A 23685-nucleotide genomic window follows, 5' to 3' on the forward strand; every position below is an offset into this window, starting at 1 on the left:
TCGCCGTAGTCACACTAAAAAACCGGGATGGAGAACCCCACTACGAGGGCTTGACCGCCCAAATCACCCGATTCAGCAGCTCAGCCGGCGGAGTCTCCACGATGTGCGCCTCCGCGAACCCGGCGCTCAGCAGCTTCTCCGTCCAGAACTCCGGCGTGGTCAGGATCTCGCCGTCCTCGCGCATGAACCGCGGCAGCAGGTCGATCTGCAGCAGCATCCGCTCGAAGCTCGCGTGCTCCAAGTAGTGCTTCGCCTTCGCGGTGAGCAGGTCGAGCACGTCCTTCGCCCGTTCCGGGCTGCCCGCCGGGCCCATAACGCGGCAGAACTGGTCGGCGTTGACGAAGCGCCCGCCCGGGCGCAGCACGCGGAAGAGCTCCGCGGCCGCCAGCTTGTACGTGTCCAGCTCCAGGTGGTGCAGGGCGAAGCTCGAGATCACCGCGTCGAAGCTGTTGTCCGGGATGAACGACAGGTCCTCCACCAGGCCACCGGCGAACGAGACCTTCGGGTCGTCGGCGAACTTGATCTCGGCGGCTTCCACCATCGTCGGCGCCGGGTCGACGCCGAGGATGGTGGCCTCCGGCAGCGCCGCCCGGACCAGCGACGTCAGCCGACCGGTGCCGGCGCCGATGTCGAGCAGGTCCTTGGTGTCCGGCGGCAGCAGGCCGACGGCCGCGGCCAGCAGCTTGACGTTGGACTCGTCGGTGTTGAGCACCTTGTCGTAGTCGATGCCGACGTCGTTCCAGTGCGTGGTCGATTCACTCATTCATCGCTCCCAACATCAAGCGGCGCGGGCCTGCTGCGCCTGCGACCCCAGTGATTCCCAAATGGACAGATACCGCTCACCGCTGTCCGGCAGCACGGTGACGATGGTGGCCCCGGCCCAGCGGTCGCTGGCGGCGAGCACGCGGGCCGCGTGCACCGCGGCCCCGGACGAAACCCCGACGAACAACCCCATCGAGCGGGTCAGCTCCTTGGCCGAGTCCGCGGCGTCCTCGTCGGCCACGGTGATCACCTGGTCGATGCAGTCGACGTCGGTGACCGGGTTGATGAACCCGCCGCCCATGCCGGGGATCTTGTGCGGGCCCCGCTCACCGCCGGAGAGCACCGGCGAACCGGTCGGCTCGACCGCCACGGTGTGGATGCTGCGGCGCTCCTTGAGGAACTTGGTGATCCCGGTGAGCGTGCCGCCGGTCCCGACCCCGCACACCACCACGTCGACCTCGCCGCCGGTGGCTTCCCAGATCTCCGGCGCGGTGGTGCGGTAGTGGGCTTCCACGTTGACCGGGTTGGCTTCCTGGCCGCACAGCCACGAACCGGGGATGGACTTCGCGATGCCCGCCGCCTTGGCGATCGCCGCGGGCAGGCCCTGGGTGTGGTCGGCGAGGACCAGTTCGGCGCCGTACGCACGCAGGATCGCCTTGCGTTCCTCGGTGGCGTTGTCCGGCAGCACGATCACGCACCGGTGCCCGCGCATGGCGGCCAGCGCGGCCAGCGAGATCGCGGTGTTGCCCGAGGACGCCTCCACGACGGTGCCGCCGCCTTCCAGCGGCAGCTTGCCGGTGCGCTCGGCCTCCCGCAGCATCCACAGCGCGGCGCGGTCCTTCACGCTCGCCAGCGGGTTGAGCATTTCCACCTTCGCCAGCAACCGCACGTGGTCCGGCACGTCGGGCAGCCGCAGCCGCAGCATCGGCGTGCCACCGACGAGGTCCTCCAGCCCGGAAATGATGCCAGGCCCGAGCTTGGAATCGGTCATCACTGCACTCCTTCGATATCGGTACTCGGCCGCCAGCCGAAAAGCCGGGCGAATTGGTCGTCCGAAGTGGAAAACTCCACGGCGCGTTCGTAGTCCACGCCGCCGGTGCGGCGGGACAGCAGCACGATCTCGCGGGTACGCGGCGCGCGGAGGCGCTCGTAGTCCGCGAGCGAGTCGTTCGCCAGGCACGCGGTCAGCACGGCGGCGTCCTCCAGCGCCATGCCCGCGCCCTGGCCCAGTGTCGGCGCCATCGGGTGCACGGCGTCACCGAGCAGGGTCACCTGGCCCTGGGTCCACTGTGGAACGGGGTCGCGGTCGACGATGTCGGTCATCACCACACCCGCCGCGGTTTCGGTCGTCTCGACCAGCTCGCGCAACGCCGGATCCCAGCCGGCCATTTCGACCAGCAGGTCACCCAAAGCTTCCGAAGGCGTCTTCGCGGGCCAGACACCCTGCGGCGCCACGATCTTCGCGGTCCAGTAGAGCAGCCCGCCACCGACGGCACCGACGAAGAGGTCGATACCGGGACCGGCCGCCGTGACCCCGACCGGGAAGTTGTGCGACGCCGCGGTCCGCCCGCGCACCGACGAGTACCCCCGGTACCGGATCGGCGTCGGGCCCAGCAGCCGCTCACGCACCCCGGACCGAAGCCCGTCGGAGCCCACCAGTACCGAACCGGTCACCGTCGAACCGTCCGAAAGGGACACCGACACCGAGGAGCCGTCGTCCTCGTGCCCGACGACCTCCCGGCCGATGCGCAGATCGACGTCCACCGCCAGCGCTTCGTCCAGCAGCGCGTTCTGCAGGGCCGAGCGCAACAGCATCACGTGCGGTGTGCCCCAGCGGTTCTCCAGGTCACCGATCGGGTCCGACGCCAGCACCACCCCGTCGGACCGCAGGTGCGGGCGCACGTCGCCGGGCGCGGCCACGTGACCGGCGGCGCGCACGGCCTTGCCGAGCGGCGCGCTGATCGTGTCCAGCGCCCGGATCCCGTTGGGGTAGAGCACCAGGCCGGCGCCGACGTCGGCGATCCGGTCGGCCCGTTCGACCACCGTCACGCCGAACCCGGCCCGCGACAGGCCGATGCTCAGTGCCAGGCCGCCGATGCCCCCACCGGCGACCACGACCGAATCACGCCCGGGAGACGACCCCCGGACTCCCGAAGAGGGTCTGAGTTCAGGCATCACCCAACACCAGCCCGTCGAAGAACCACGTCTCCAACTCGTTCAGCCGGTGCTGCACGGTCGCCCGGTCCGGCCCGGAGACCAGGTACGCGGCCATGAAGTCGGCCGAGTACCGCGGCACCGGCATGACCTCGCCGACCTCGACGAAGACCTTCTGGCGCTCGACCCAGTCGAACGGCGGCTCGCCGCGCACCGCGAGCACCTTGCCCGGCCGCTTGCCGAGCACCAGCTGCCCGGTCATCTTGGCGGGCTGCAACCGCCCGCCGCCGGTTTCGATCGGCAGTGGCAGGCCGACGTCGGCCCGCAGCCAGCACTCGTTCAGCTCCACACCGAACAGCGTCTGGATCACCGCGCGGGTCTGCGCGCCACCGGTGCGCCCGGCGATCTCACACAGCACCAGCCGGTCGTCGGGCGTCCGGAAGACCTCGCAGTGGAACACGAAGTTCGGCGGGGCGGGCAGCGCCTCGATCACCCGGTCGACGAACTCGATCATGCGCTGGGCCAGCGGGTCGTCGCGGTCCATGGTGACGTCGTGCCGTCCCCCGCGCTCCTCCTTGAACGAGGCCAGCTGGAACAGGTACTGCGACGGCCAGGAGAAGACCACCTCGCCGTTCACCACGAGCCCGTCGACGTGGGCCATCGAGCCGGGGACGAACGCCTCCACCATCAGGTTCGACTGCAGCGGGCCGTAGATGTCCAGGTCCTCGTCGAGGAACGCGTCCAGTTCGGCGGCGTCGTTCAGCACCTTGACGCCGATCGAGCCGGCCCCGTCACGCGGCTTGACCACCACCGGGAACCCGTGCCGCTCGGCGAAGACGAGCAGGTCCGCCGCGCACTCCACCGGCGCGTGCGGCGCGACCTCGATACCGCCCGCCGCCGCGATCTCCTTCATCACCAGCTTGTTGCGGAACGGGACCGCGCTCTCCAGCGTCTGGCCGGGCAGCCCGAGCAGTTCACGCAACTGCGCCGCGCGCTCCAGGTCGTGCTCCTGGAAGGTGAAGATGTGCTTGACGTCGTACTTGCGCGCGAGTTCGAGCACGCGCTCCTCGAGCACCCCGCCGACCTCGTAGTCGTCGATGGCCTCCATGTGCCGGTAGCCGTGGTCGTCCCCGGTGGGCAGGTCCTCGCCCACCCAGCCGAGGTGCTCGCGCGAGGCGATCAGCACCACGTCGCCGTCGTACCCGGCCAGCCACTGCGGGTACGGGCAGGCCGCGAGGGAGCTGCGGTGGTGCAGCACAAGGACGGTCATCGCTTCACTCCTGTCTCAAGCCCGGCCTGCACGCGGACGGCCGTCCGGTGCTCGTCCTCGTCGGCCGTCTCCGCGCCGACCCCGTCCACCAGCCAGCGACCGTCGGTGGTGTGCACCACCTCGACCGCGTACGGCTGACCGGGCACCACCGGCAGGGCGGCCAGCGTGGCCTCCACGATGGACAGCAATTCCGCACGCTCGCCCGAGTCGTCGGGGATCGGCGCGACCACTCGGTGCCGCTCGCCGACCACCCACGGCTCGGCGAACAGGCTCGGCACCGAGATCAGGTCCGGGGTGAGCCCGCCCTGGGTGTAGATGCGGACCTCCGCCTCGTCGTTGAGCACCGCGGCGGTCGGGCTGCCGGGGATCTTGCGCTCGCGGATCCGCACCGGGTAGCCGAACTTCGCGGCCGCCGCGTAGACGTCGGTGATCCGCAGCACCGGCGAGGCGCCGACCACCGGCACACCGGCCGCGGCCAGCCGCTCGCGCACGGCGACCGGGTCGGCGAGCACCACGGCGTCTTCGCGGCTCTGCCCGGCGATGCCGAAGTAGTCGCGCAACGCGCCGCTGCGCACCAGGTCCGGCGTCTCGGTCGCGACGATCGCGGACAGCTCGGTGCGCTGCCCGAGGTTCAGCAGCAGCCGGTCGACCGCGGCCGAGTTTGCATAGCCGTCGACCACCTCCACGCGGTGGTAGCCGTCGCCGATCTCGTCGCGGGTGCGGCCGGTGACCAGCAGCAACTCCTTGTCGCTGTCCCGCAGCCAGTCCGCGTAGGGCGGCAGCGGACCGGGGAATCCATCCAAGATCACGATCGTCATTTCGGCACCACCTGGATCCGCAGGGTGTTTTCGATCAGTTCCTCGCAGAGCTTCACCGCGGCGTCGCCGGTCGGGCCGGTCGCCGCGACCAGCGCGAGCCGGTCGTTGTTGTCCCGCACCGCGTGCACCTCGTCGCCCACCGAGACCAGCGCGTCGGCGGCGATCACCTCGGACCGGGATCGCAGTTCGCCGAGCCCGTCGATCGAGACGACCGTGCCTTCAGTCGCTTCGACGAACCGCACCGCTGCGCCACCGACCGCCTTCGGCCGGTCGCGCAGCTCGTCGACCAGCCCGAACGGCCAGCCGACCGCGTAGTGCGCCAGGTCGATGCCGTAGACCGCTTCGACCAGGTCGCCGATGCGGTCGCCGCCGATCCGGTTGTGCGACTCGATCACCACCGGACCGCGGCTGCCGAATTTGATCTCGGTGTGGCTCGGCCCGTCGGTCAGCCCGACCGCGTCCAGGAACTCCCGCGTGGCACCGAGGATCCGGTTCTCGCGGAACCGGTCGATCCGCGCGGGCACGGTGTGGCCGAGTTCGGCGAAGTGCCCGGTTCCGGTGGACTTCTCGGTCACCGACACCACCACGTGCCGCCCGCCGAAGCTGAACGACTCGACGCTGAACTCCGGCCCGTCGACGTACTCCTCCATGATCACATCGGTCACGGTGAAAAAGCCGCCGCAGCCAAGCCCCGAGCCGCTGCCGCGCAACGCCTCCAGTTCTCGCCACACCCGGTCCACATCGGACGGTGTGCCGACGCGGAAGACACCGAGACTGGCGGCCGCGTCGGTCGGCTTGACGACGAACGGGTAGCCGAACTCCGCGCCGAACTCGGGCAGGCTCTCCTTGTCCACCAGCAACCGCGCGCCGATGGCCGAAGCCGCCCCGGCCTCGGCCAGCCGCTGCCGCATCAGGAACTTGTCCTGAAACAGCCGGCAAACCGCGTAGCTGGTGCCGGGCAGGCCGAACAGGTCGTTGATCCGCGCGGTCACGTCCAGCGCCGGATCGGTCAGGCTGAGCGCGGTGGCGAAACCCCAGCGCTCGTAGGCCGCTTCGGCCTGCGGGCGGACCGCGGCCCAGTCGGTGTAGTCGGCGATCAGCGTCGCGTCGGCCAGCTCCGCCTGCTCGGGGGTGAACTTGTTCTTGTGCTGGATCAGGATGACCGACAGCCCGTGGGCCTTGGCCGCCTGCAGCACCTTCACCGTGGCGCCGACGAGCAGCACCGTGTTCTCGGGGGTCACCGTTCGCTCTCCTTAGTTCTTGCCCGCGGTGGCGAGCGGGGCCTGGACGCCGGCCGCACGGCCCGCGTCGCGGTCCCGGATCACCAGCTGGACGAGGACGAGGGAGCACAGGCCGAAGACCGCGTAGAGCAGGCTGATGACCACCGACGAGACCTGCGTGCCCAGCGTGATGAACAACGGGCCCACCACCAGCGCGACGCGGAACTGCAGCTGGTAGACCGCCATGTACTTGCTGCGCGCGTCGGGGTGCACCACATCGGCGAGCAGCGCCTGCCGCGACGGCGAACAGACGATCTCGCCCAGTGCGAAGACCGCCGCCGCCGCGATCAGCAGCCACGGGTCGTTGGACACCGCGACCACCATGTACCCGGCGGTGAACATCAGCGTGCCGGCGGTCTGCTGCCTGCCGTCACTGGTCTTCGCGAGCAGTTTGCGGGCGTACAGCGCCAGGCACACCACCAGGAAGCAGCTGATCGAGCGCAGGATGCCGAACATGTTCACGCCGTCCACGTCGAGCTGCCAGAACCCGAGGTCGAACAACCGCTGCGGGCTGAACTCCTCGGCCAGGCGGACCGCGATGTAGGACGAGAGCTGGACCTGCACGCAGGTGAACAGCAGGATGCCGAGCATCAGCTTGGCGAACACGGGGTCCTTGAGCACGTCCACGTACCCGCGCAGCATCGAGCCCAGCCAGTTCCGCTGCGTCTCGGCCGGGCCCGAACCCTCCGGTTTGGTCTCCGTCACCCACAACCAGGTGACCACCGCGACCACCGCGGTGGCCACGGCCGCCGCCCAGAGCAGCTCGGTGAGGCTGCTGTACAGGAAGGCACCGACCAGCGCGCCGACCACGAAGGCCACGTTGGTGGACCAGTAGATGACCGCGTAGACCGCTTTGCGGTTCTCCGGGTCGGACGCGTCGATGACCATCGCGTCGCTGGCGGGCCGCACGATGGCGATCAGGCCGGTGTTGGCCAGGTAGAACAGGTAGACCGCGATCCCGGACTCCCACCACGCCGAGTTCGCCAGCGCCATGCCGACGAACGCGACCAGGCTGCCCGCCTCGCCGATGAGCAGGGTGCTGCGGCGGCCTCGGACGTCGGACAGGTGCCCGCCGAGGAAGGTGCAGCCGATCGCCACCGCGGCGGCGATCATGGTGAGCGCACCGGCCGTGGCCGCGCCGTAGAGCTGGGAGAAGTAGATCACCATCAGCGGGATCAGCATCACGTCCAGGAACCGCTGGACGAAGCCGACCCCGATGCGGATCTTGATGTTGCGGTCCATGCCCTCGAACATCAGAACCTCCCTGTCAGCCAGCGGCCGTCGGGTTCGCCGAAGGTGCCGGTGGCGGCGTCCCAGACCACCTGCCCACCCCGGATCGTCTTGCGCACCCGGCCCGACATGGTCCAGCCCTCGTAAGCCGACCAGCCGCACTTGGCGTACACGTGGTGAGCCGAGAGCATCCAGGTCTCGGCCGGGTCGAAGAGGGCGAAATCGGCGTCCGCGCCCGGCTCGATGCGGCCCTTGCCCGCCAGGCGGAACAGTTCGGCGGGCTTGGCCGAGAGCACCTCGGCGAGCCGGGCGGCCGAGACGTCTTCCGGCTCGTCGAACCGGCGTCGCATGCCGGTCCACACCGCGGTGCCCAGCTCCTGGACCCCCGGCAGCCCCGGCGGCGAGTCGGCCACCGAGCGGGTCTTCTCCTCGACCGTGTGCGGGGCGTGGTCGCTGCCGATGCTGCCCACCTCGCCCGCGCGCACGGCCGCCCACAGCCGGTCCTGGTCGGCCTGGGCGCGGATCGACGGCGACAGCCGGGTGCGCGCGCCACCTCGGCAGGTGTCGGCGTCGGTGAAGGACAGGTGGTGCCCGGTCACCTCGAAGGTCACGGGCAGCCCGGCGGCCTTGGCCGCGCACACCAGGTCCGCCTCCTCGCGGCTGGACAGGTGCAGGATGTGCGCCTTGGTGCCGTAGCGCCGCACCAGCTCCAGCACCCTGGCCACGGCGGCGATGCCACCGCTGCGCGGGCGGCGCTGCTCGTACTCGGCGTAGGAAACCGGCGGGCCCTGCCACTGGTCGAGCAGTTCGAACAGCGAGTCGTCCTCGGCGTGCAGCACCAGTTGCAGGTCGCTCCCGGCGGCGGTGGCGAAGATCTTCTCCAGCGCGGCCGGGTCGCGGACCACGGTCGGCGCGGTGTGGTGCCCGGCCATGAACACCTTGGCACTCACCGCGATCCCGGGGTCGAGCCCGGCCAGCACCTCCGGCCGTTCCGGGTCGGCGCCGATGTGGAAGCGGAAGTCCACCAGCGAGTTGCCCCGCACCAGTTCCGCCTTGGCCACCACGGTTTCCGGGTCGAGCGTGGGCGGGATGGTGTTCGGCATGTCCATCACCGTGGTCACGCCGCCCGCGACGGCCGCGCGGCTGCCGTGCGCCCAGTCCTCCTTGTGCAGCAGGCCGGGTGTGCGGAAGTGCACGTGGGTGTCGATCAGGCCGGGCAGCACGTACGCGCCCTTGGCGTCCACAATGGACTCGGCAGCCGGTGCGGTGTCGGTGATCGCGGTGATCCGGCCGCCGTCGACGACCACGTTCGCGGCCCGCACGCCGTCCGGGGTGACCACCCGGCCGCCGGTGATGACCAGGTCGGACTTCAGCTCACCCATGACGCGGACACCAGCTCTCGGCAGAGTTCGTTCGTCGGGCCCATCAGCGCCACCGCTCTGGCATCGGAGATCAGCCGGTTCAGCTGGTGGTTGACCAGGTACGCGGCGGACCCGAGCATGCGGGCCACCTCGAAGCACACGTGCTCGGCGGTGACCGAGGCGAACAGCTTGCTGCGCAGGGTGACCGCGCCCGGGTCCTCCCCGCGGCGGGTACCGGCGAAGTTGACGATGGCGCGGGCCGCCTCGACCTGCACGCTCAGCTCGGTCACGCGGTGCCGGACGGTCGGTGCCTCCAGCGCGCCGGTCTTGGTGAAGTGCGCGAGCGCCACGTCCATCGCCGCCTGGGCCACCCCGACGGAGACCGCGCCGAGCGTCGCACCCGACTGCCGGACCCCGGCGATGATGGCCGGGGCGTGCCCCACCGGGCCGAGCCGGTCGTCGTCGGAGACCACGCAGTCCTGGAGCGAGACGAACCCGGTGGCCGAGCCGCGCATGCCGGCCAGCTCCAGGCCGAGGTTCGCGATCAGGCCCTCGTTCTCCTTACGCACCAGGAAGAACGTCTGCCCGGCGGAGCCGTAGACGTTCTTCGTGTCCTGCGCCTGCTCGGCACCGGCCGAGGTGCCGACCAGCACCAGGTAGATGTCGGCGACCCCGGCGCCGGTGGTGAAGGACTTGGCGCCGTTGAGCAGCCAGCGACCGTCCTCGATCCGCTCGGCCGAGGTCGCCAGGTTCTTCTTCGCCGCGCCCGCCCCGGTCTCACTCCACGCCGAGGCGCCGAGGGTGTCGCCGGTGGCCATCGAGGGCAGCCACAGCTCCTTCTGCTCCGGGGTGCCCCACTCGTTGATCCGGGCGCAGACGGCGAAGTGCTGGAACATGATGATCGCCATCGAGGGGTTCACTTCGGCGACCTTCGAGACGAGTTCGTTCAGCTCCACGGTGTCCGCGCCGCTGCCGCCATAGGTGGCGGGCACGGCGGTCGCGAGCAGGCCCGACTTGCGCAGTTCGTTCAGCGCCTGGTCGTCGGGCACGTTGGTGTCGTCGGACCGCGTCGCGGCCTCTCGGAAGATCTCCAGCGTCGAAGCGAGGCCAGTCATGCTGCTGACTCCGACAGGCATTCGGACGTCTCCTTGAATTGGAAGTGGGCGAGCGGTTCGATGAAGAACGAGCCGTGGAAGTCGACCCGCTTGTCGCCGACGGTGATCCAGGCGACGTGCCGCTCGTCGTCCTGGATGCTCATGGCGGCGAAGACCTCGACCACCCCACCGGGGGTGACCACGCTGATCACGTTCTCCCCGCAGCCCGCCTCCTGCGCGGCCTGCCACGGGATGGAGCCCTCGATCCCGGCCGCCACGCCGAGGCAGGCGGTACCGGTCATGGCCAGCGTCGGGTGCCACGAGGGCACCGAAATGGCCCGGACGACGAGCTTGCCGTCCTCACCGGGGATGGTCACCGCGATCTTGGGGAACACGCTGTCGGTCGGCATGCCGAGGTGCTCGGCCGCGGCCACGCGGATGCGGCCGAGCCGGTCGAACAACACCGGGTCGTCGGCGAACAGCTCGTCCGCGTTCTCCACCCCGGCGCCCTTCGAGCCGACGAACACGTACGGGTTCCCTGCTGACACCAGCGAAACGTCGACGTGCGTGCCGTCCACTTCGAGCGTGGTCACCGGGGAGCCGTCGAGCAGCATGGCCGACACCGGCCGCGGCGGGGTCTGCAGGAAGTGCATGGTGAACCGGGTGCTCTCCTTGGTCACCTCGTCCACCTCGCAGGCGAGGTAGTCACCGTTGTTCAGCACGTTGACCCGCACCCGCTGGCCGGGCACCAGCCGCGGCACCATGCCGCTCTCCGCGGCCGAGGTGATCGCCGAGAGCACCGAGTGCCCGCACGAACCGAGCAGGTCGAACTTGCCGTGGTCCTCGGGGAGCGCCTGGATGAACCGGTAGTCCAGATCGCACAGCGGGTGCTTGGACGGTTCGATCAGCGCCACCTTGAGCACGTGGTCACCGCCGGCGTCGGACATCCACCGCCGGGCGTCGCCGAGCGCGGCCAGCAGCGCGTCGCGGTCCCGCGGCAGGTGCCGCGCGTCCAGCACCAGGGTCGGACAGGGACTGCCAACGGCATAGGCGAGATGGCCGATCATGCCGCACCTCCATCGGGCTTGTGGACCTTGCCCATTCTGTTGGGGCGATCAACGCGGGGCTTCTCCGTCGCTGCGGTTGTCCACCCGGCTCAAGCGACCTTCGAGCGGATCCGGTGCGCGCCATCAGGTCGACGGCGCGGGAAGACCACCCGGCTCGATTTCCGCCTGCGTCAGGAAATGCAGTACCCCGTCGAATTCCCTGGCGAGGATGCCGACACGCCTTCTTGCTTGCCGATCCGGCTATTTCCGGCGATGATCAAAAAGACTTCCACTCCCGGTGTGCACCCTTCATCCCGGTGATGTGAGAAACGCACGTCGAGTTGGGTAACGGGACACTGGCGAAGCGTTACGGCTGACGCCGATCCTGTTAGGTGACTGATTTGTCCCGACGACCCGGACAAAACCATTACGGAGGGAATTTCTATGGACACGACCGCCGACGCCGGGTCCGGTGCGCGGGCCGGGCGGCGAGAATGGCTGGGGCTGGCAGTGCTCGCACTGCCCACCCTGCTGCTGTCGCTGGACCTCAGCGTGCTGTACCTCGCGCTACCCCACCTCAGCGCGGACCTGGGCGCCACCGGCACCGAGCAGCTGTGGATCACCGACATCTACGGCTTCCTGATCGCCGGTTTCCTGGTGACGATGGGAACCCTGGGTGACCGGGTCGGTCGCAAGCGGCTGCTGATGATCGGCGGGGTGGCCTTCGCCATCGCCTCGGTGCTGGCCGCCTTCTCGGTCAGCCCGGAGATGCTGATCGCGAGCCGGGCGCTGATGGGCATCGCCGGTGCGACCCTGATGCCGTCGACCCTGGCCCTGATCAGCAACATGTTCACCGACCCCAAGCAGCAGGGCACCGCGATCGGTGTCTGGATGGCCTGCTTCATGGGCGGGATGGCGCTCGGCCCGGTCTTCGGTGGCGCGCTGCTCGACGCCTTCTGGTGGGGCTCGGTGTTCCTGCTCGCGGTGCCGGTGATGCTGGCACTGGTCATCTTCGGCCCGGCGCTGCTGCCGGAGTACCGCGACGAGAACGCCGGAAAGCTCGACCTGGTCAGCGTCGCGCTGTCGCTGGCCACCATCCTGCCGGTCATCTACGGCCTCAAGGAGCTGGCCAAGCTCGATGTCGGCGTCGTCAGCATCGGCGCCATCGTGGTCGGCCTGGTTCTCGGCGTGGTGTTCGTCAAGCGCCAGCGTTCGCTGGAGAACCCGTTGCTGGACCTGCGGTTGTTCAACAACAAGACGTTCACCGCGGCCATCGCCATCACCACCGCCGGTGGCATCATGAGCGGTAGCTACCTGCTGATCAACCTCTACCTGCAGACGGTCGAGGGCCTTTCGCCGCTGCAGGCCGCGCTGTGGCTGCTGCCCTCGGCGGCGACCACCGTGGTCAGCGTGATGGTGGCGCCGATGATCGCCCGCAAGATCCGCCCGGGCTTCGCCATCGCCGGCGGTCTGGTCGCGGTCGCCGCGGGTTATGTGCTGATCACCTTCGTCGACGGCCCCGGTGGCCTGGCGATCGTGGTGGCCGGCCTGGTCCTGTCCGCGGCCGGCGCGGGCCCGCTGGGTTCGCTCGGCACCGGGCTGGTGTTCTCCTCGGTCCCGATGGAGAAAATGGGCTCGGCGTCGTCGCTTTCGGAGACCGGTGGTGAGTTCGGCATCGCGATGGGCGTGGCCACCATGGGCGTCATCGGCACCGCGGTCTACCGCGGCGAAATGACCGACGTGGCCATCCCCGCCGGGGTGCCCGCCGAGGCGGCCGAGTCGGCTCGCGAAAGCATCGCCGGTGCCGCCGCGGCTGCCCAGTCGATCGCCGGTTCCGCCGGTGAGGGTCTGCTCGCGGTGGCGCGCACGGCCTTCAGCAACAGCCTGAGCGTCACCGTGACGGTCAGTGCCTCGATGGCGCTCCTGCTGGCCATCGTCGCCGCCACCGTGCTGCGCCACGCCCCACCCACGGGCGCCGGTGACGGCGGTGAGGCCCCGGAGGGTGCCGAAACTCCGGACGAGACGAAGGACGAAGCCGCCGTTCCGGCCGGCTGAGGCAATTCCCCGAGAGCGACCCCCGTCCAGGCAGTCCGGGCCTGGACGGGGGTCGCTTTCTTCTATCTTGCCAAGATCAACTGTTTTGGTGGACCCCTTTGCCCGGTAGCCGATAACTTCGTTGGTGGATAACCACCCATTCACGAAACGGAGTCGACTGTGCAGAACGGGACCAAACTGATCGCCAAGACCGCCGCCGCTTTCGCGCTGGCCGCCGGTCTCACCCTCGTTTCGCAGGCGGGCGCCACCGCCGCGGCCACCGTCACGGTGACCCCGGCCTCGGCACTGACCGACGGCGCGACGGTGACCGTCTCGGCGACCGGCCTGGCCGCGAACGAAGCACACTTCATCGGCCTGTGCGGCGTCATCGGCAGTGATTTCGCCTGCGACGCCACCGGAGTCGCCCCCGTCACCACCGACGGCACCGGCGCCGCGACCGCCCCGCTCACCGTGCGAAAGTCGTTCACCGGCACCCTCGGCAGCGGCACCACCACCCCGGTCGACTGCGGCGCCATCACCTGCATCATCGGCGTCTACAACGCGGACGCCAGCGCCGGCGCCAACACCCCCGTCACCTTCGGCTAACTCGCCGGGCACACGACACGAATGTGGCTTTGGGAGCGGATTCGGCCCCCAAAGCCACATTCGTGTCACTCCCGGGCCGCCCCCTGTCACGAATGTGGCTTTCGAGACATCCAACGCCCCGAAAGCCACATTCGTGACACCGGCGATGTCCCAACCCTCACACTCGCGCTCCGCGCCCCCGCCCCCATGCCGTGAAAGCCACATTCACGGCCGATTACGCCGTGAAAGCCACATTCACGGCACCCCCACGACCCACCCGGCGCCCAGCGACGGAAGCCCGCCACGAGGCCGGCCATCAGGGAACACAGCGAACCGGCGCCCGGCAACGGGAATCGCCCCGGCAACGAGCAACCGGCACCCAGCCACAAACTGAGCATGCGAACCCCAGCCAGGCCCCCAGAAACCGACGCCCAGCGACGGAAGCCCGCCACGAGCCCCAAGCCCCAAGCGCCATCAAAAGAACCCAGAGAACCGGCAGCCAACGACAAAAGCCCGCCACAAGACCGAGCATGCGAACCCAGCCAGGTCCCCAGAAACCGGCGCCCAGCAACGGGACTCGCCAAGCCCCCAGCGACATCAAAAAGCACCCGGGCGCCAAACGCGAGCACCAGAAACCCCAGCTCTCCCCATCCCCGGTCCCAAGCCCAAAACACGGCGAAGGCCTCGATGTCAAGGCATCTTTCCCGCCTTGACATCGAGGCCTTCGCCGTAGTCACACTAAGAAACCGGGGTGCCCCCAGCCTCCCCCTCCACCGCAGCAGAAGCCCCAGGCGAAACATCCCCCGCGAAAACCCCGTCCGGATCCACCAACGCCCGAACAGCGTCCACCCGCCCCACCGAAGAATCCGAGAGATGCCGCTGCGGCTGCCGCCAGTTCTCCACGAAACTGGGCACAGTCCACCCCGAGTCCCAAGGAGCCAGCGCCGACCGCACCACCGAACAGTGCTCCTCCACAGCCGCCGCCGACGAGTCGTCGACCACCAGCCCAGCCCCCGAATACGCGAAGCGACCAGCGAACGAAGAAAGCGCCCCACCGCCCGGATCGGCCACCGAGTACGCCCCGCCCAGCTGCCGCATTCCCGCGCTGATGAACGGCGAACCCGAGTCCGGCCCCACCACGCGCAGGAACTCCGAGGCCCCAGCCTCGTCCAGGTCCGTCAGCAGCAGGTGATCCCCGGCGATCGGCACCGGGTCTTCCGGGTCCATGTGCGCCTCGAGCACCGCCGACGGCTTGGTCAGCGCCCAGCTGTCCATCACCGGCTCGGCCACCGAACGCAGGCGCCCCAGCAGTTCGTCCGCCTGGGCCTGCGCCACCGGCACGCCGTCCTCGGTCACCGCCAGCACGGCACCGTCCACACTCAACACCGGGCCCGATCGCAGCACTTCGGGGATCTCCGGCAGGTCAGGCAAGTTCATGATCTGCAGCGAAGTCGTCGCCTCCCAGGGGGCGTTCTCCGACCAGCGCAGCCACTCCCGCAACAGCTCCGGCGCGTGCTCACCAGCCCAGAAGGCCGAGCCCGTGATCACCTTCGCCGCGGGGAACAGTTCCACTTCGATCGAAGTGACCACACCGAATCCGCCGCCCCCGCCGCGGATCGCCCAGAACAGCTCCGGGTTCTCCGCAGCAGAAGCCCGCACCAGCGAGCCGTCCGCAGTGACCAGCTCGACCGCGCGCACCAGGTTCGTCGCCACGCCGAGCTGACGCCCGTAGTAGCTCATCCCGCCACGCAGCAGATACCCGACCACGCCGACGGTCCCGGACGAACCATGCGGGGCAGCCAAACCGAAAGGCGCGGCAGCCTCAGCGACCGCACCCCACAAGGTCCCCGCGGGCACCCGAGCCACCCGCCGCGAAGCGTCGACCTCAACCGGACCCGAAGGACGCACCTTGAGCAACAGCGCAGAAGACATCGGCCGCTGAGTCGGCGAAGCATGCCCGGTCGTGTGCACGCGCACGCCCAACCGGAACGACCGCGCATACTCCAGCGCCGCGCGAATTTCGTCCACAGTGGACACGACGACGGCCGCTGCCGGGGCGGGCGGAGCCGTCAGGTTGAAGACCGCCGTCGCCGCGTCGTACCCGGGCTGCCCCGGCAACCGGACGGCCATCAGATCCGCTCGGCGGTGAAGAAGACGAACGTCTCCGGCCCGGACAGCTCGACGATCCGCAGCCCGGCCCGCTCCAGCCACGCCTCGATGTCCTCGAGCTCGAACAGCAGGTGCCCGGCGGGACGGCTGGGGAAGAAGTGCGACTTCTGGAAGTGCCGGTAGATCGGGTCCTGGCCGAACAGGAACGTCATGCAGGTGAACGTGCCACCCGGGCGCAGCACCCGGCCGACCTCGAGGATCGCGGTCTCCGCGTCGTCGGGGAAGGCCTGCAGCGCGTTCCACATGTTCACCGCGCCGAAGCTGGAGTCGGCGAACGGCAGGTCGAGCGCGCTGCCCTGCACCGCGGGCACCTCGGGCAGGCGGCTGCGCAGCACGCTGAGCATCGGCAGGCCCATGTCGAGCGCGAGCAGGCGGTCCGGGCCGACGGTGTCGGAGACCACCGTGGTCCAGCGGCCCGCGCCGGCCGCCAGGTCGAGCACCGGGCCGTCGACCGGCTCGATGTGCGTGGCGATGTAGGCGTCCTCGTCGGACGGGGTGATCGCGCCGCCCCAGTTCGACCCGGCGATCTGCAGGTAGGCCGGGCGCAGCACGGATTCGTAGTACAGCCCCATGGTCGGCATCTCGGCCAGCTTCTGCAGCAGGTCCGCGGTGTCCTCGTCGTTGCCGGTGCTGATCGTCTCGGCGATGCCGGCGGTCAGGTCGAGCACGCCACCGGCGACCGGGTACGAGGTGGCGCACTCGGGGCAGCGGACGACCTCGTCGCGGATCTCCAGCGCACCCGAGCAGTTCGCGCAGCGGAACGCCTCGACGTGCGCGCCGAACAGGCCCGAGGTGCTCGAGTCGATGTCCTCGTCCGAGTCCGAGCGCGACGGCGGGTTCTGCGCCACCTGCACCGGGTCACCGTTCAGCACCGACCAGTACGCCTTGGCGCCGGAGAAGCCGAACACCGTCTTGGTGTCGTTCTCCCAGTTCGTGGTGATCTGCTCGGTGGACAGGTCGTTGATCCAGCTCTGGTCGAAGTCCTGCTCGGAGGCGTTGAGCGCCCAGATCGACGGCGCGGGCCACACCCGGCCGAGGTCCGGCTTCGCCAGGTCGAGCGAGGCGAGCGCGCGCTCCAGCCGCGTCTGCTCCTCCGGCCCGAGGCCGATACCCGCCACCGCACCGAGGATGCGCTCGCGGTCGGCGGGGAAGTGCGAGAGCAGGTAGAGCAGCGCGAGGGTGAAGGCCTGCGTGTTCGACTCGCGCGCGACCAGCGCCAGGTACTGGTCCAGCCCCGCGCGCACCGCCTGGTTGACCGGGCCCAGCTCGGGGTATTCGGCCTCGGCGAGCAGGCCGAGCAGCACCACGAGGCGGCCCTGGTGGTCTTCGGTGACCTGGTCGAGCACGTCGACCAGCACCGGCGCGGCGGGCAGCGCCAGCTCGGTCAGGACGCCCTCGCGCCACACGGCACCGGCCAGGTTCTCGAACTCGGCCTGGAGCTGCTCGGGCCGGGCGCTGGCGAACGCCTTCACCAGTTCGGCGATGGTCGAGTCCGTTGCGGCGTCAGTCATTTCAGCGCGTCCTTTCGAGGGAATCTGTTGCTCAGCCTGGCTTGCGGGCGGAGACGATCACGTACCCGATCTGGTCCTTGCGCGGCGCGAAGAAACCCAGGTGGTTGCGGGAGAACTCGCCGACCGCCGACTCGCCGAACTTGGCGGTGATCTCGTCCCGGCTGCGCATCGCGGTCTCCAGGTACTTCGTCTTCATGCCGAACGCCCGCGGCCCGCACTGGGTGTACTCCTCCACCACGAACCCGGCGGCTCGCGTGAGGTCGAGCCACTCGGGCAGGGTCGGCAGTGCGCCCAGTTTCAGCGTCTCGACGAACTTGGCCACCCGCGCGGGGTCGTGATCGGACTCCAGGCTGAAGTCGGAGAAGGTCAGGCGCCCGCCGGGGCGCAGGACCCGGTAGAACTCGGCGAGCACGGTCGCCAGGTCGGGCGCGTTCTGCAGGGATTCCAGCGCCAGCACCGCGTCGAACGAGTTGTCCGGATAGGACAGTGCGGTGAAGTCGCCGTACTCGAACCAGGCGCGGTCGGCCACGCCCGCCGCCTCGGCCCGCTTGCCGCCCTGCGCGATCTCGTACGCGCTGAGCGTGATCCCGGTGACCCGGATGCCGAACTCACCGGCCAGGTAGACCGCGGTCTCACCGGGGCCGCAGCCCGCGTCGAGCAGGTGCTCGCCGGGGCGCAGGCCCAGGGTGTCGGTGACCTTGCGGCTCATCCGGTGCACGGCCTCGGGCAGCGTGGCGTCGTCGTGGCGGTCGAACCAGTACCACATGTGGATCTGGCCGTCGCGCAGTTCGTCGCCGATCGGCGAGCGCTCGTCGTAGTGCCTGCCGATCTCCTCGGCCCCGGAACTCATGAGAACTGCCCGGGCCGTCGACCCTCCCCCGCCGGGCCGCGGTAGGCCTGGGCGAGGTCCAGCCAGCGGCCGGCCTCGGCACCGGTGGCGGTCAGGTCCAGGTCGTCGGGGTGACGGCGGCGGGTGACCAGCAGGCAGAAGTCCCACGCGTCGCCGGTGATCCGCTCTTCGGACTCGGCCGGGCCGAACGCCCACTGGGCACCGGACGGCGAGGTCAGCTCGAAGCGGAACTGGACGTCGGGCTCGGGCAGGTTCCGCGCCTGGTAACCGAAGTTCCAGGTGCGCACGGCGAAGCCGACGAGGTTCGCGACGCGGTCGGTCTTCTCCCGCGTGACGCCGAGCGCGTCGGCGATGTCCTGGCCGTGGCCGAACAGCTCCATCATGCCAGCGCAGGCCAGCACGGCCGGCGGCAGCGGGTTGACCAGCCACGGGACCACCTGGTCGGCGGGGACCGCGGCGAGCGCCTTGATGCCGGTGTCGCGCTCGGCCCGCCAGCGGGTGAGCACCGACTCGGCGGGGTCGTGGATGTACTCCTCGAGGGCGCCGTTCACCGCGGCTTCGAAGCCGCCGGGCCCGATCTTGGAGGTGATCGCGTTGAACACGGCGGGCTCGGCGGCGGCCAGTCCGGCGATCTTGAAGATGAACGCCAGGTGCCCGACCTGGTGCTTGACGCTCCAGCCCGGGGCCGGGGTGGCCTTGGCCCAGTCGGCTTCGGCGAGCTCCGCCACCAGCCCGTCGAACGCTGCAGCCTCGGCGGTCAGATCGGCGATCACCTGCTGGAAGTCCTTCACCCGTCCGTCCTCTCTGTCGCATGTGGACATGACGCGCGCCGTGCACCCGCGCGGGGTGCACGGCGTTCGCCGGGGGGGCGCAGATCGCGGAGGACGCCTTCGCACAAGCCGAACCGTCGTCGAAGTGGTGTGGCGGTCTCGCTTGGACCGGGCGAGCGATCTGACACCTTCGAGTATGGCGGCCGGATCAGCGGGGGGTCTTCTCCTTTCCCGCCTTCACCAGCCGCAGTTCCACCGCGCGGCGGGCCGCGGAAAAAGCAGCCCAGGAGGTGATTTCCACGATCGCCGCGTCGTCGCTATCAACTGCGTTCACCATGGATTCGTCGACCTGGAAAGCCGAAAACGCGACGAGCAGGGCGAGGCGGGCGGACGCCTTATCAGGCTCGGGCAGCTCTGCCACCAGCGGCTCCACCCAGGCGCGACTGAGTCCCATCGGCTCACCGGCCCAGTCGCGCAGCCGATTCTCGACCAGTTCTCGAACGGTGCGCGAAAGCGCGCGTTCACCGGCTGCTTCGAATGCCTGAGCCGCGCGCCCGAATGCGTCAGCGAGTACTCCGTCCGCCCATTCCGGCGCGTTTCCCCCGGGCGGCAGCAATTCCAGTGCCGCCCCCGGCGCCGGGGGCGTGCCGGGCCGCAGGAACTTCCCGAGCATGCCGCGCACGAACTTCGCCGCGCTCTCCGGCACTTCCGGCGGCAGCGGCGACGGCCCGAGGAAGACGTGCACCATGCGGTTGAGGTATTCGAAGGTGAACGCCACCGCGAGCAGCTCGGCCGCCTGCTCGGCGGGCAGCTCCACCGAGTCGTCCCCGCGTGCCCAAGCGGCCACCGCCCGGATCTCCGGATCGGAAACCGACCCGATGTGGTCTCCGGTGATCGCGGCAGCGTCCTCTGTGGACACAAGACCGTCCATTGTGGCGCCGTGCACTTCGACGCAGTACGGGCAGGCGTTGCGCACCGAGACCGCCGATGCCACGGCTTCCTTCGCGGCCCGGCTCGCCCGGCCGCCGGCGATCAGCGACTCGCGCAGGATCGTCCAGGCCGCGGCGAGCACTTCCGGTGACGGTGAGTGCAGGGCGGTCGGCGGGGCGAGCATGCCGAAGTCCCGCTCGACCTGCCGGTACACCGCCCGCACCAGCCCGGTCGCCGCACGCGGGTGGACCGGTCGCACGTGGCGAACCTGCTTGAGCGTGCGGCGCAGCGCGAGCCGGACCGGTGTCGGTGTCATGGCGACCCCTTCGTTTCGGCGGGCCGCCGAGGCGCTATCCGGCGGCCACGGTCAAGGTGGCGACGTGTGCGGTACCCGCGACCACGACGCTGGCCAGCGCCCAGCCCACGCCGTTGACCAGCGCCCTGGCCCGGCCGGGCGCCGGGCGCCAGACGGCGAACCAGGACAGCCCGACCATCGCGATCACGAGCCCGGTGTTGAGCAGCACTCCAGCGCGGTCCGGGCCCGCCCCGAGCCAGGCTCGAGCGAACTCGACGCTCGCGCCGGCCGCCGCGGCGAGCAGCACCCACGGCGTGAGGTGGTGCAGCACCCGCAGTGGCGCCGTGCCGTGGTCGGGGTGACGCGCCAGGAACAGCGGCACGCCGAGCCCGGCGAGGAACAGCACGGCGAACTGCTTCGGCAGGTCGAGGCCTTCGGTGAGCAACAGGGTGAGCACGCCGGCCACCGCCGCCGCCCAGGCCACCGCCTCGCGCGCGGCCCGCTCCTGTTCGGTGAAGAACGGGCGGACCAGCGCGCAGGCGGCGACCGTGAGCGCGGCGGCGACCAGCAGCACCTGCAGCCAGAGCGTGCCGGTGGTGACGCCGAAGGTGATCACGTGGTCGTGTGGACCCTGCGTCACCCTGGTCATCGTCAGGCCACCCCGGCCTTGGCCTTCGTCGCCGGTTCGGTGTGCCGCAGGGCGCAGGCGCAGCGCATCATCGCCCGCTCCTCGGCGCTGGGCCGCAGGTGGTAGACCATCGCGATCACCATCGGGATGAAGACGATGGTGTTGTAGAACAGGTGCAGCTCCACCCGCGGGATCAGCAGCTGCACGATGCTGCTCGGCTTCGCCGCACCCATCAGGTTCGCCCCGGTGAGCGCCTGCAGCAGCAGGAGCAGGTGCTCGAAGTGGTGCCAGATCTGGATCCACATGGCGACCTTCCACCACGTCTTCGCCCGGCCGACGAAACCGTGGCGCAGGATGATGAAGCCCACCATCATCAGGATGGCGTAACCGTAGTGCATCCATTCGGAGGTGACCAACCAGGGAAATGGCATACCGAGCACGCCCCTGGCTTCCGGAACCGTCCAATCCAGCACGTAGATCTGGATGGCCTGGGCGATGTGCTCGGCCCAGTGCGCCAGCACCACTACCGTGTAGACCAGCAACGCCGCCTTGTGCCAATCGGTGTTCAGCTTCTCGCTGAACGCCTTCCAGCCACCCACCCGCTGTGTTTCCACCATTCGTCAGTCTCCCGCCAGACTCAAAGCCAACTTGGTGACACCCCGCCGCCCGTTGATCGCGCCGTCCGGGGACGGTGCGCCGTACTTTACGTCGATCCCGCGGTTTTGTGCGGCCTTGACAATTCCGGGAACAGCACGTTCGGCCAGCGCCGCGATGGTCATCGCGGGGTTGACGGTCAGCGCGCCCGGCACCGCGGAACCGTCCGTGACGAAGATGCCGGGGTGGTCGCGCAGCTCGTGGTTCGGGTGCAGGGCCGAGGTGGCCGCGTCGTCACCGATCCGGCAGGACGCCAGCGGGTGCACGGTGTACGCCCCGACCACGTCGTTCGTCCACGGCGCGATCTTCGCCAGACCGTCCTTCTCCATGATCTCCTTGACTTCGGCGTCGGCCTGGGCCCAGCCACTGAGCGTGTTCGGCGTCGGGTCGTACTTCAGCGCGCCCCGGCCGAGCATCTGCTGCGAGACGCGGAAGGCGTTGCCGGTGGGCGGCGGCGGGCCGAAGACGCCCTCGTTGTCGTCCTCGGTCATCAGGAAGATCGTCAGCCACGACTTCCAGCGCTTGAGGATCTCCTTCTTCTCCTTGCCGAACCAGGTCGGCGAGTCGCCGCCGGGGACCTGGGCGAGGATGGTGCCGAGGCCGGGCGGGAAGTACAGCTGCTCCATCGAGTAGCGGGAGTACTCGGGCAGGCTTTCGTCGAGCCGGTCCCAGCAGGCCACGGTCGGGCCCTTGCCGATCTGGTTCGCCTCGTAGGCCAGACCGTCCTCACGGGACAGTCCGAGCACCTCGCGCACCTTGTCCTCGTTGAGGATCGCGGTGTTCAGCCGTTCGCCGTTGCCGGAGAAGTAGCGGCCGACGCCGTGCGGCATCTTGCCGAGCGACTCCTCCGAGCGCTGCAGAATCACCGGGGTGGCCCCGGCGCCGGCGGCCAGGATGACGATCTTCGCCTCGATCACGCCGCTCTCGCTGTGCACCCGGTAGTCGACCTCGTCGACGATGTTGTAGTGCACGCGGTAGCCGCCGTCGGGCGTGCGCTCGATCTTCTGCACCTCGTGCAGCGGGCGGATGGTGGCGCCGTGCGCCAGCGCGGCGGGCAGGTAGTTGGTCAGCAGCGAGCGCTTCGCGTCGAACCGGCAGCCGCCCATCATCCAGTTGCAGTTGGTGCACTTGGCGTTGTCGATGGCGACCGGGGTGGGGTTCGCGGTCCGGCCGGAGTGGTGGCAGGCCGCGGCCCACAGCCCACCGGAGTAGGTGACGTCGTTCCAGTCCTGCTGGGACACCGGGATCGACTCGGAAACCCGGTCGTACCAGGGTTCGAGGGTGTCGCGGCTGATCTCGGCAGGCCACATGCGACGGCCGATGCTGCCGTGGCGCTCGAAGACGAACTTCGGCGCGCGGGGCATCGCGGCGAAGTACACCACGCTGCCGCCGCCGACGCAGTTGCCGCCGAGCACGCTCATCCCGTCACCGACGACGAAGTCGAACGCCCTGGTGTAGGAGGACCCGAGCAGGAAGTCGTGGTCGAAGTCCTTGCTCTCCAGCCACGGCCCGCGCTCGAGCACGGTGACCTTGGCCCCGCCGGCGGCGAGGTGGTAGGCCGCGATGGCACCGCCGAATCCGCTGCCGACGATGAGGACCTCGGTCTTGTCGCTGGTCATGCGGGGCTCCCTGAAGGCGTGGTGTCCGGGTGGAGTTCGGCCAGCTTCCGGCCGTAGGAGTAGTTCGGGAAGCGCCAGAGACCGTCCTCGTCGGGGGTGGAGATGCCCATCGCGACCAGGCCGGGGTGCCCGTCGGCGAGGGCCTGCGCGGTGCTCAGGTGCGGGGCGCTGTCGAAGGCCATGTTGCAGAACAGGGCGAGACTGACCCAGCCGTCCTTCTCGGGGTGACCGTTCTTGGTCAGCCGGAGAATGAGCTGAACCCGGTCGTCGTAGGACAGCGCGACGAACTCGGGGAGGCTCGGGTCCAGGTCTCGGTGGTGTTCCTCGGCGTAGGCCTTGGCGTGCCCGTTGAGCATCGGCACCAGGAAGTCGAGCCCCGCGGTGATGCCGGTGGCCTCGGTCTCCAGCAGCTCGATCGCCCCGGCCTCGACCGACCCCGGCCCCTCGGACACCCCAGCGATCGCGTGGTCGTCGGGATGGCGCTTCTCGCCGGGAACGATCGTGTCGGCGTACGCCTCGAGCGTCATCACCTTGACTGCACGCGCGTCGGGATTGGCCGCGTCCACGGGCGTCTCCTCATTTTCGGCTACGGACCTTGGGTCAATGAGATCAGGACGCGGGGGGT

General features: G+C 69.8%; 21 protein-coding genes. 2 read left to right on the plus strand and 19 right to left on the minus strand.

Annotated elements, in window-relative coordinates:
• Positions 1 to 40: 40 nt before the first annotated feature.
• The 10 genes from L3Q67_RS04315 to L3Q67_RS04360 are packed head-to-tail and all read right to left on the minus strand — an operon-like array spanning position 41 to position 11036.
• Positions 41 to 763 (minus strand): class I SAM-dependent methyltransferase, encoded by a 723-nt coding sequence (locus L3Q67_RS04315; protein WP_209664523.1) that lies wholly within the window; start codon positions 761 to 763, stop codon positions 41 to 43.
• Between the two features lie 15 nt (positions 764 to 778).
• Positions 779 to 1753: a PLP-dependent cysteine synthase family protein gene (locus L3Q67_RS04320; protein WP_499188299.1), complete on the minus strand. Its 975-nt coding sequence runs from the start codon at positions 1751 to 1753 to the stop codon at positions 779 to 781.
• Entirely contained in the window at positions 1753 to 2937 is a 1185-nt protein-coding gene (locus L3Q67_RS04325; protein WP_499188300.1) for an FAD-dependent monooxygenase, read from the minus strand. Before L3Q67_RS04325 ends, L3Q67_RS04320 begins: the two co-directional genes overlap by 1 nt.
• Positions 2930 to 4186 (minus strand): ATP-grasp domain-containing protein, encoded by a 1257-nt coding sequence (locus tag L3Q67_RS04330; protein WP_499188301.1) that lies wholly within the window; start codon positions 4184 to 4186, stop codon positions 2930 to 2932. Before L3Q67_RS04330 ends, L3Q67_RS04325 begins: the two co-directional genes overlap by 8 nt.
• Positions 4183 to 5004 (minus strand): ATP-grasp domain-containing protein, encoded by an 822-nt coding sequence (locus L3Q67_RS04335; RefSeq protein ID WP_499188302.1) that lies wholly within the window; start codon positions 5002 to 5004, stop codon positions 4183 to 4185. Before L3Q67_RS04335 ends, L3Q67_RS04330 begins: the two co-directional genes overlap by 4 nt.
• Positions 5001 to 6245: an ATP-grasp domain-containing protein gene (locus tag L3Q67_RS04340; protein ID WP_499188303.1), complete on the minus strand. Its 1245-nt coding sequence runs from the start codon at positions 6243 to 6245 to the stop codon at positions 5001 to 5003. The genes L3Q67_RS04335 and L3Q67_RS04340 overlap by 4 nt, the downstream gene beginning before the upstream one ends.
• A 12-nt stretch (positions 6246 to 6257) precedes the next feature.
• Positions 6258 to 7538, minus strand: a complete 1281-nt coding sequence (locus L3Q67_RS04345; protein ID WP_499188304.1) for an MFS transporter — start codon at positions 7536 to 7538, stop codon at positions 6258 to 6260.
• Positions 7538 to 8896 (minus strand): dihydroorotase, encoded by a 1359-nt coding sequence (locus L3Q67_RS04350; RefSeq protein WP_499188305.1) that lies wholly within the window; start codon positions 8894 to 8896, stop codon positions 7538 to 7540. Before L3Q67_RS04350 ends, L3Q67_RS04345 begins: the two co-directional genes overlap by 1 nt.
• On the minus strand, positions 8884 to 10011 hold the full coding sequence (locus tag L3Q67_RS04355; RefSeq protein ID WP_499188306.1) for an acyl-CoA dehydrogenase family protein: 1128 nt from the start codon (positions 10009 to 10011) through the stop codon (positions 8884 to 8886). The genes L3Q67_RS04350 and L3Q67_RS04355 overlap by 13 nt, the downstream gene beginning before the upstream one ends.
• Positions 9987 to 11036: a 2-methylaconitate cis-trans isomerase PrpF family protein gene (locus L3Q67_RS04360; protein WP_499188307.1), complete on the minus strand. Its 1050-nt coding sequence runs from the start codon at positions 11034 to 11036 to the stop codon at positions 9987 to 9989. Before L3Q67_RS04360 ends, L3Q67_RS04355 begins: the two co-directional genes overlap by 25 nt.
• Positions 11037 to 11459: 423 nt before the next feature.
• Here L3Q67_RS04360 and L3Q67_RS04365 point away from each other — a divergent pair, with 423 nt between their 5' ends.
• Positions 11460 to 13070, plus strand: coding sequence for an MFS transporter (locus L3Q67_RS04365; RefSeq protein WP_499188308.1), 1611 nt, complete (start codon positions 11460 to 11462; stop codon positions 13068 to 13070).
• A gap of 159 nt (positions 13071 to 13229) precedes the next feature.
• The gene (locus L3Q67_RS04370) at positions 13230 to 13655 is read left to right on the plus strand and encodes an enediyne antibiotic chromoprotein (RefSeq protein ID WP_499188309.1); all 426 of its coding nucleotides are present in this window, start codon (positions 13230 to 13232) and stop codon (positions 13653 to 13655) included.
• A 717-nt stretch (positions 13656 to 14372) separates the two neighbouring features.
• On the opposite strand, the gene L3Q67_RS04375 is transcribed toward L3Q67_RS04370, so the two are convergent.
• From L3Q67_RS04375 to L3Q67_RS04415, 9 genes are all read right to left on the minus strand, one after another.
• Positions 14373 to 15764, minus strand: coding sequence for an FAD-binding oxidoreductase (locus tag L3Q67_RS04375; protein WP_499188310.1), 1392 nt, complete (start codon positions 15762 to 15764; stop codon positions 14373 to 14375).
• Positions 15764 to 17314, minus strand: coding sequence for a class I SAM-dependent methyltransferase (locus tag L3Q67_RS04380; RefSeq protein WP_499188311.1), 1551 nt, complete (start codon positions 17312 to 17314; stop codon positions 15764 to 15766). Before L3Q67_RS04380 ends, L3Q67_RS04375 begins: the two co-directional genes overlap by 1 nt.
• 31 nt (positions 17315 to 17345) lie before the next feature.
• A complete protein-coding gene (locus tag L3Q67_RS04385) occupies positions 17346 to 18164 on the minus strand; it encodes an SAM-dependent methyltransferase (protein WP_499188312.1) in 819 nt (272 codons plus the stop codon).
• Positions 18161 to 18955, minus strand: a complete 795-nt coding sequence (locus L3Q67_RS04390; protein ID WP_499188313.1) for a TIGR03084 family metal-binding protein — start codon at positions 18953 to 18955, stop codon at positions 18161 to 18163. Before L3Q67_RS04390 ends, L3Q67_RS04385 begins: the two co-directional genes overlap by 4 nt.
• Before the next feature lie 187 nt (positions 18956 to 19142).
• Positions 19143 to 20180, minus strand: coding sequence for a carboxymuconolactone decarboxylase family protein (locus tag L3Q67_RS04395; RefSeq protein ID WP_499188314.1), 1038 nt, complete (start codon positions 20178 to 20180; stop codon positions 19143 to 19145).
• 34 nt (positions 20181 to 20214) lie between these two features.
• The gene (locus L3Q67_RS04400; RefSeq protein ID WP_499188315.1) at positions 20215 to 20808 is read right to left on the minus strand and encodes a DUF6239 family natural product biosynthesis protein; all 594 of its coding nucleotides are present in this window, start codon (positions 20806 to 20808) and stop codon (positions 20215 to 20217) included.
• 2 nt (positions 20809 to 20810) lie between these two features.
• Positions 20811 to 21404 carry a hypothetical protein gene (locus L3Q67_RS04405; RefSeq protein WP_499188316.1) on the minus strand — a complete coding sequence of 198 codons (594 nt, stop codon included), beginning with the start codon at positions 21402 to 21404 and terminating at the stop codon, positions 20811 to 20813.
• A gap of 3 nt (positions 21405 to 21407) precedes the next feature.
• Entirely contained in the window at positions 21408 to 23060 is a 1653-nt protein-coding gene (locus L3Q67_RS04410) for a GMC family oxidoreductase (protein WP_499188317.1), read from the minus strand.
• Complete coding sequence (locus L3Q67_RS04415) at positions 23057 to 23587, minus strand: DUF5987 family protein (protein ID WP_499191425.1); 531 nt, start codon at positions 23585 to 23587, stop codon at positions 23057 to 23059. Before L3Q67_RS04415 ends, L3Q67_RS04410 begins: the two co-directional genes overlap by 4 nt.
• Between the last annotated feature and the right edge of the window lie 98 nt (positions 23588 to 23685).

Source organism: Saccharothrix sp. AJ9571 (genome assembly GCF_021725495.1).
GTDB lineage: Bacteria > Actinomycetota > Actinomycetes > Mycobacteriales > Pseudonocardiaceae > Amycolatopsis > Amycolatopsis magusensis.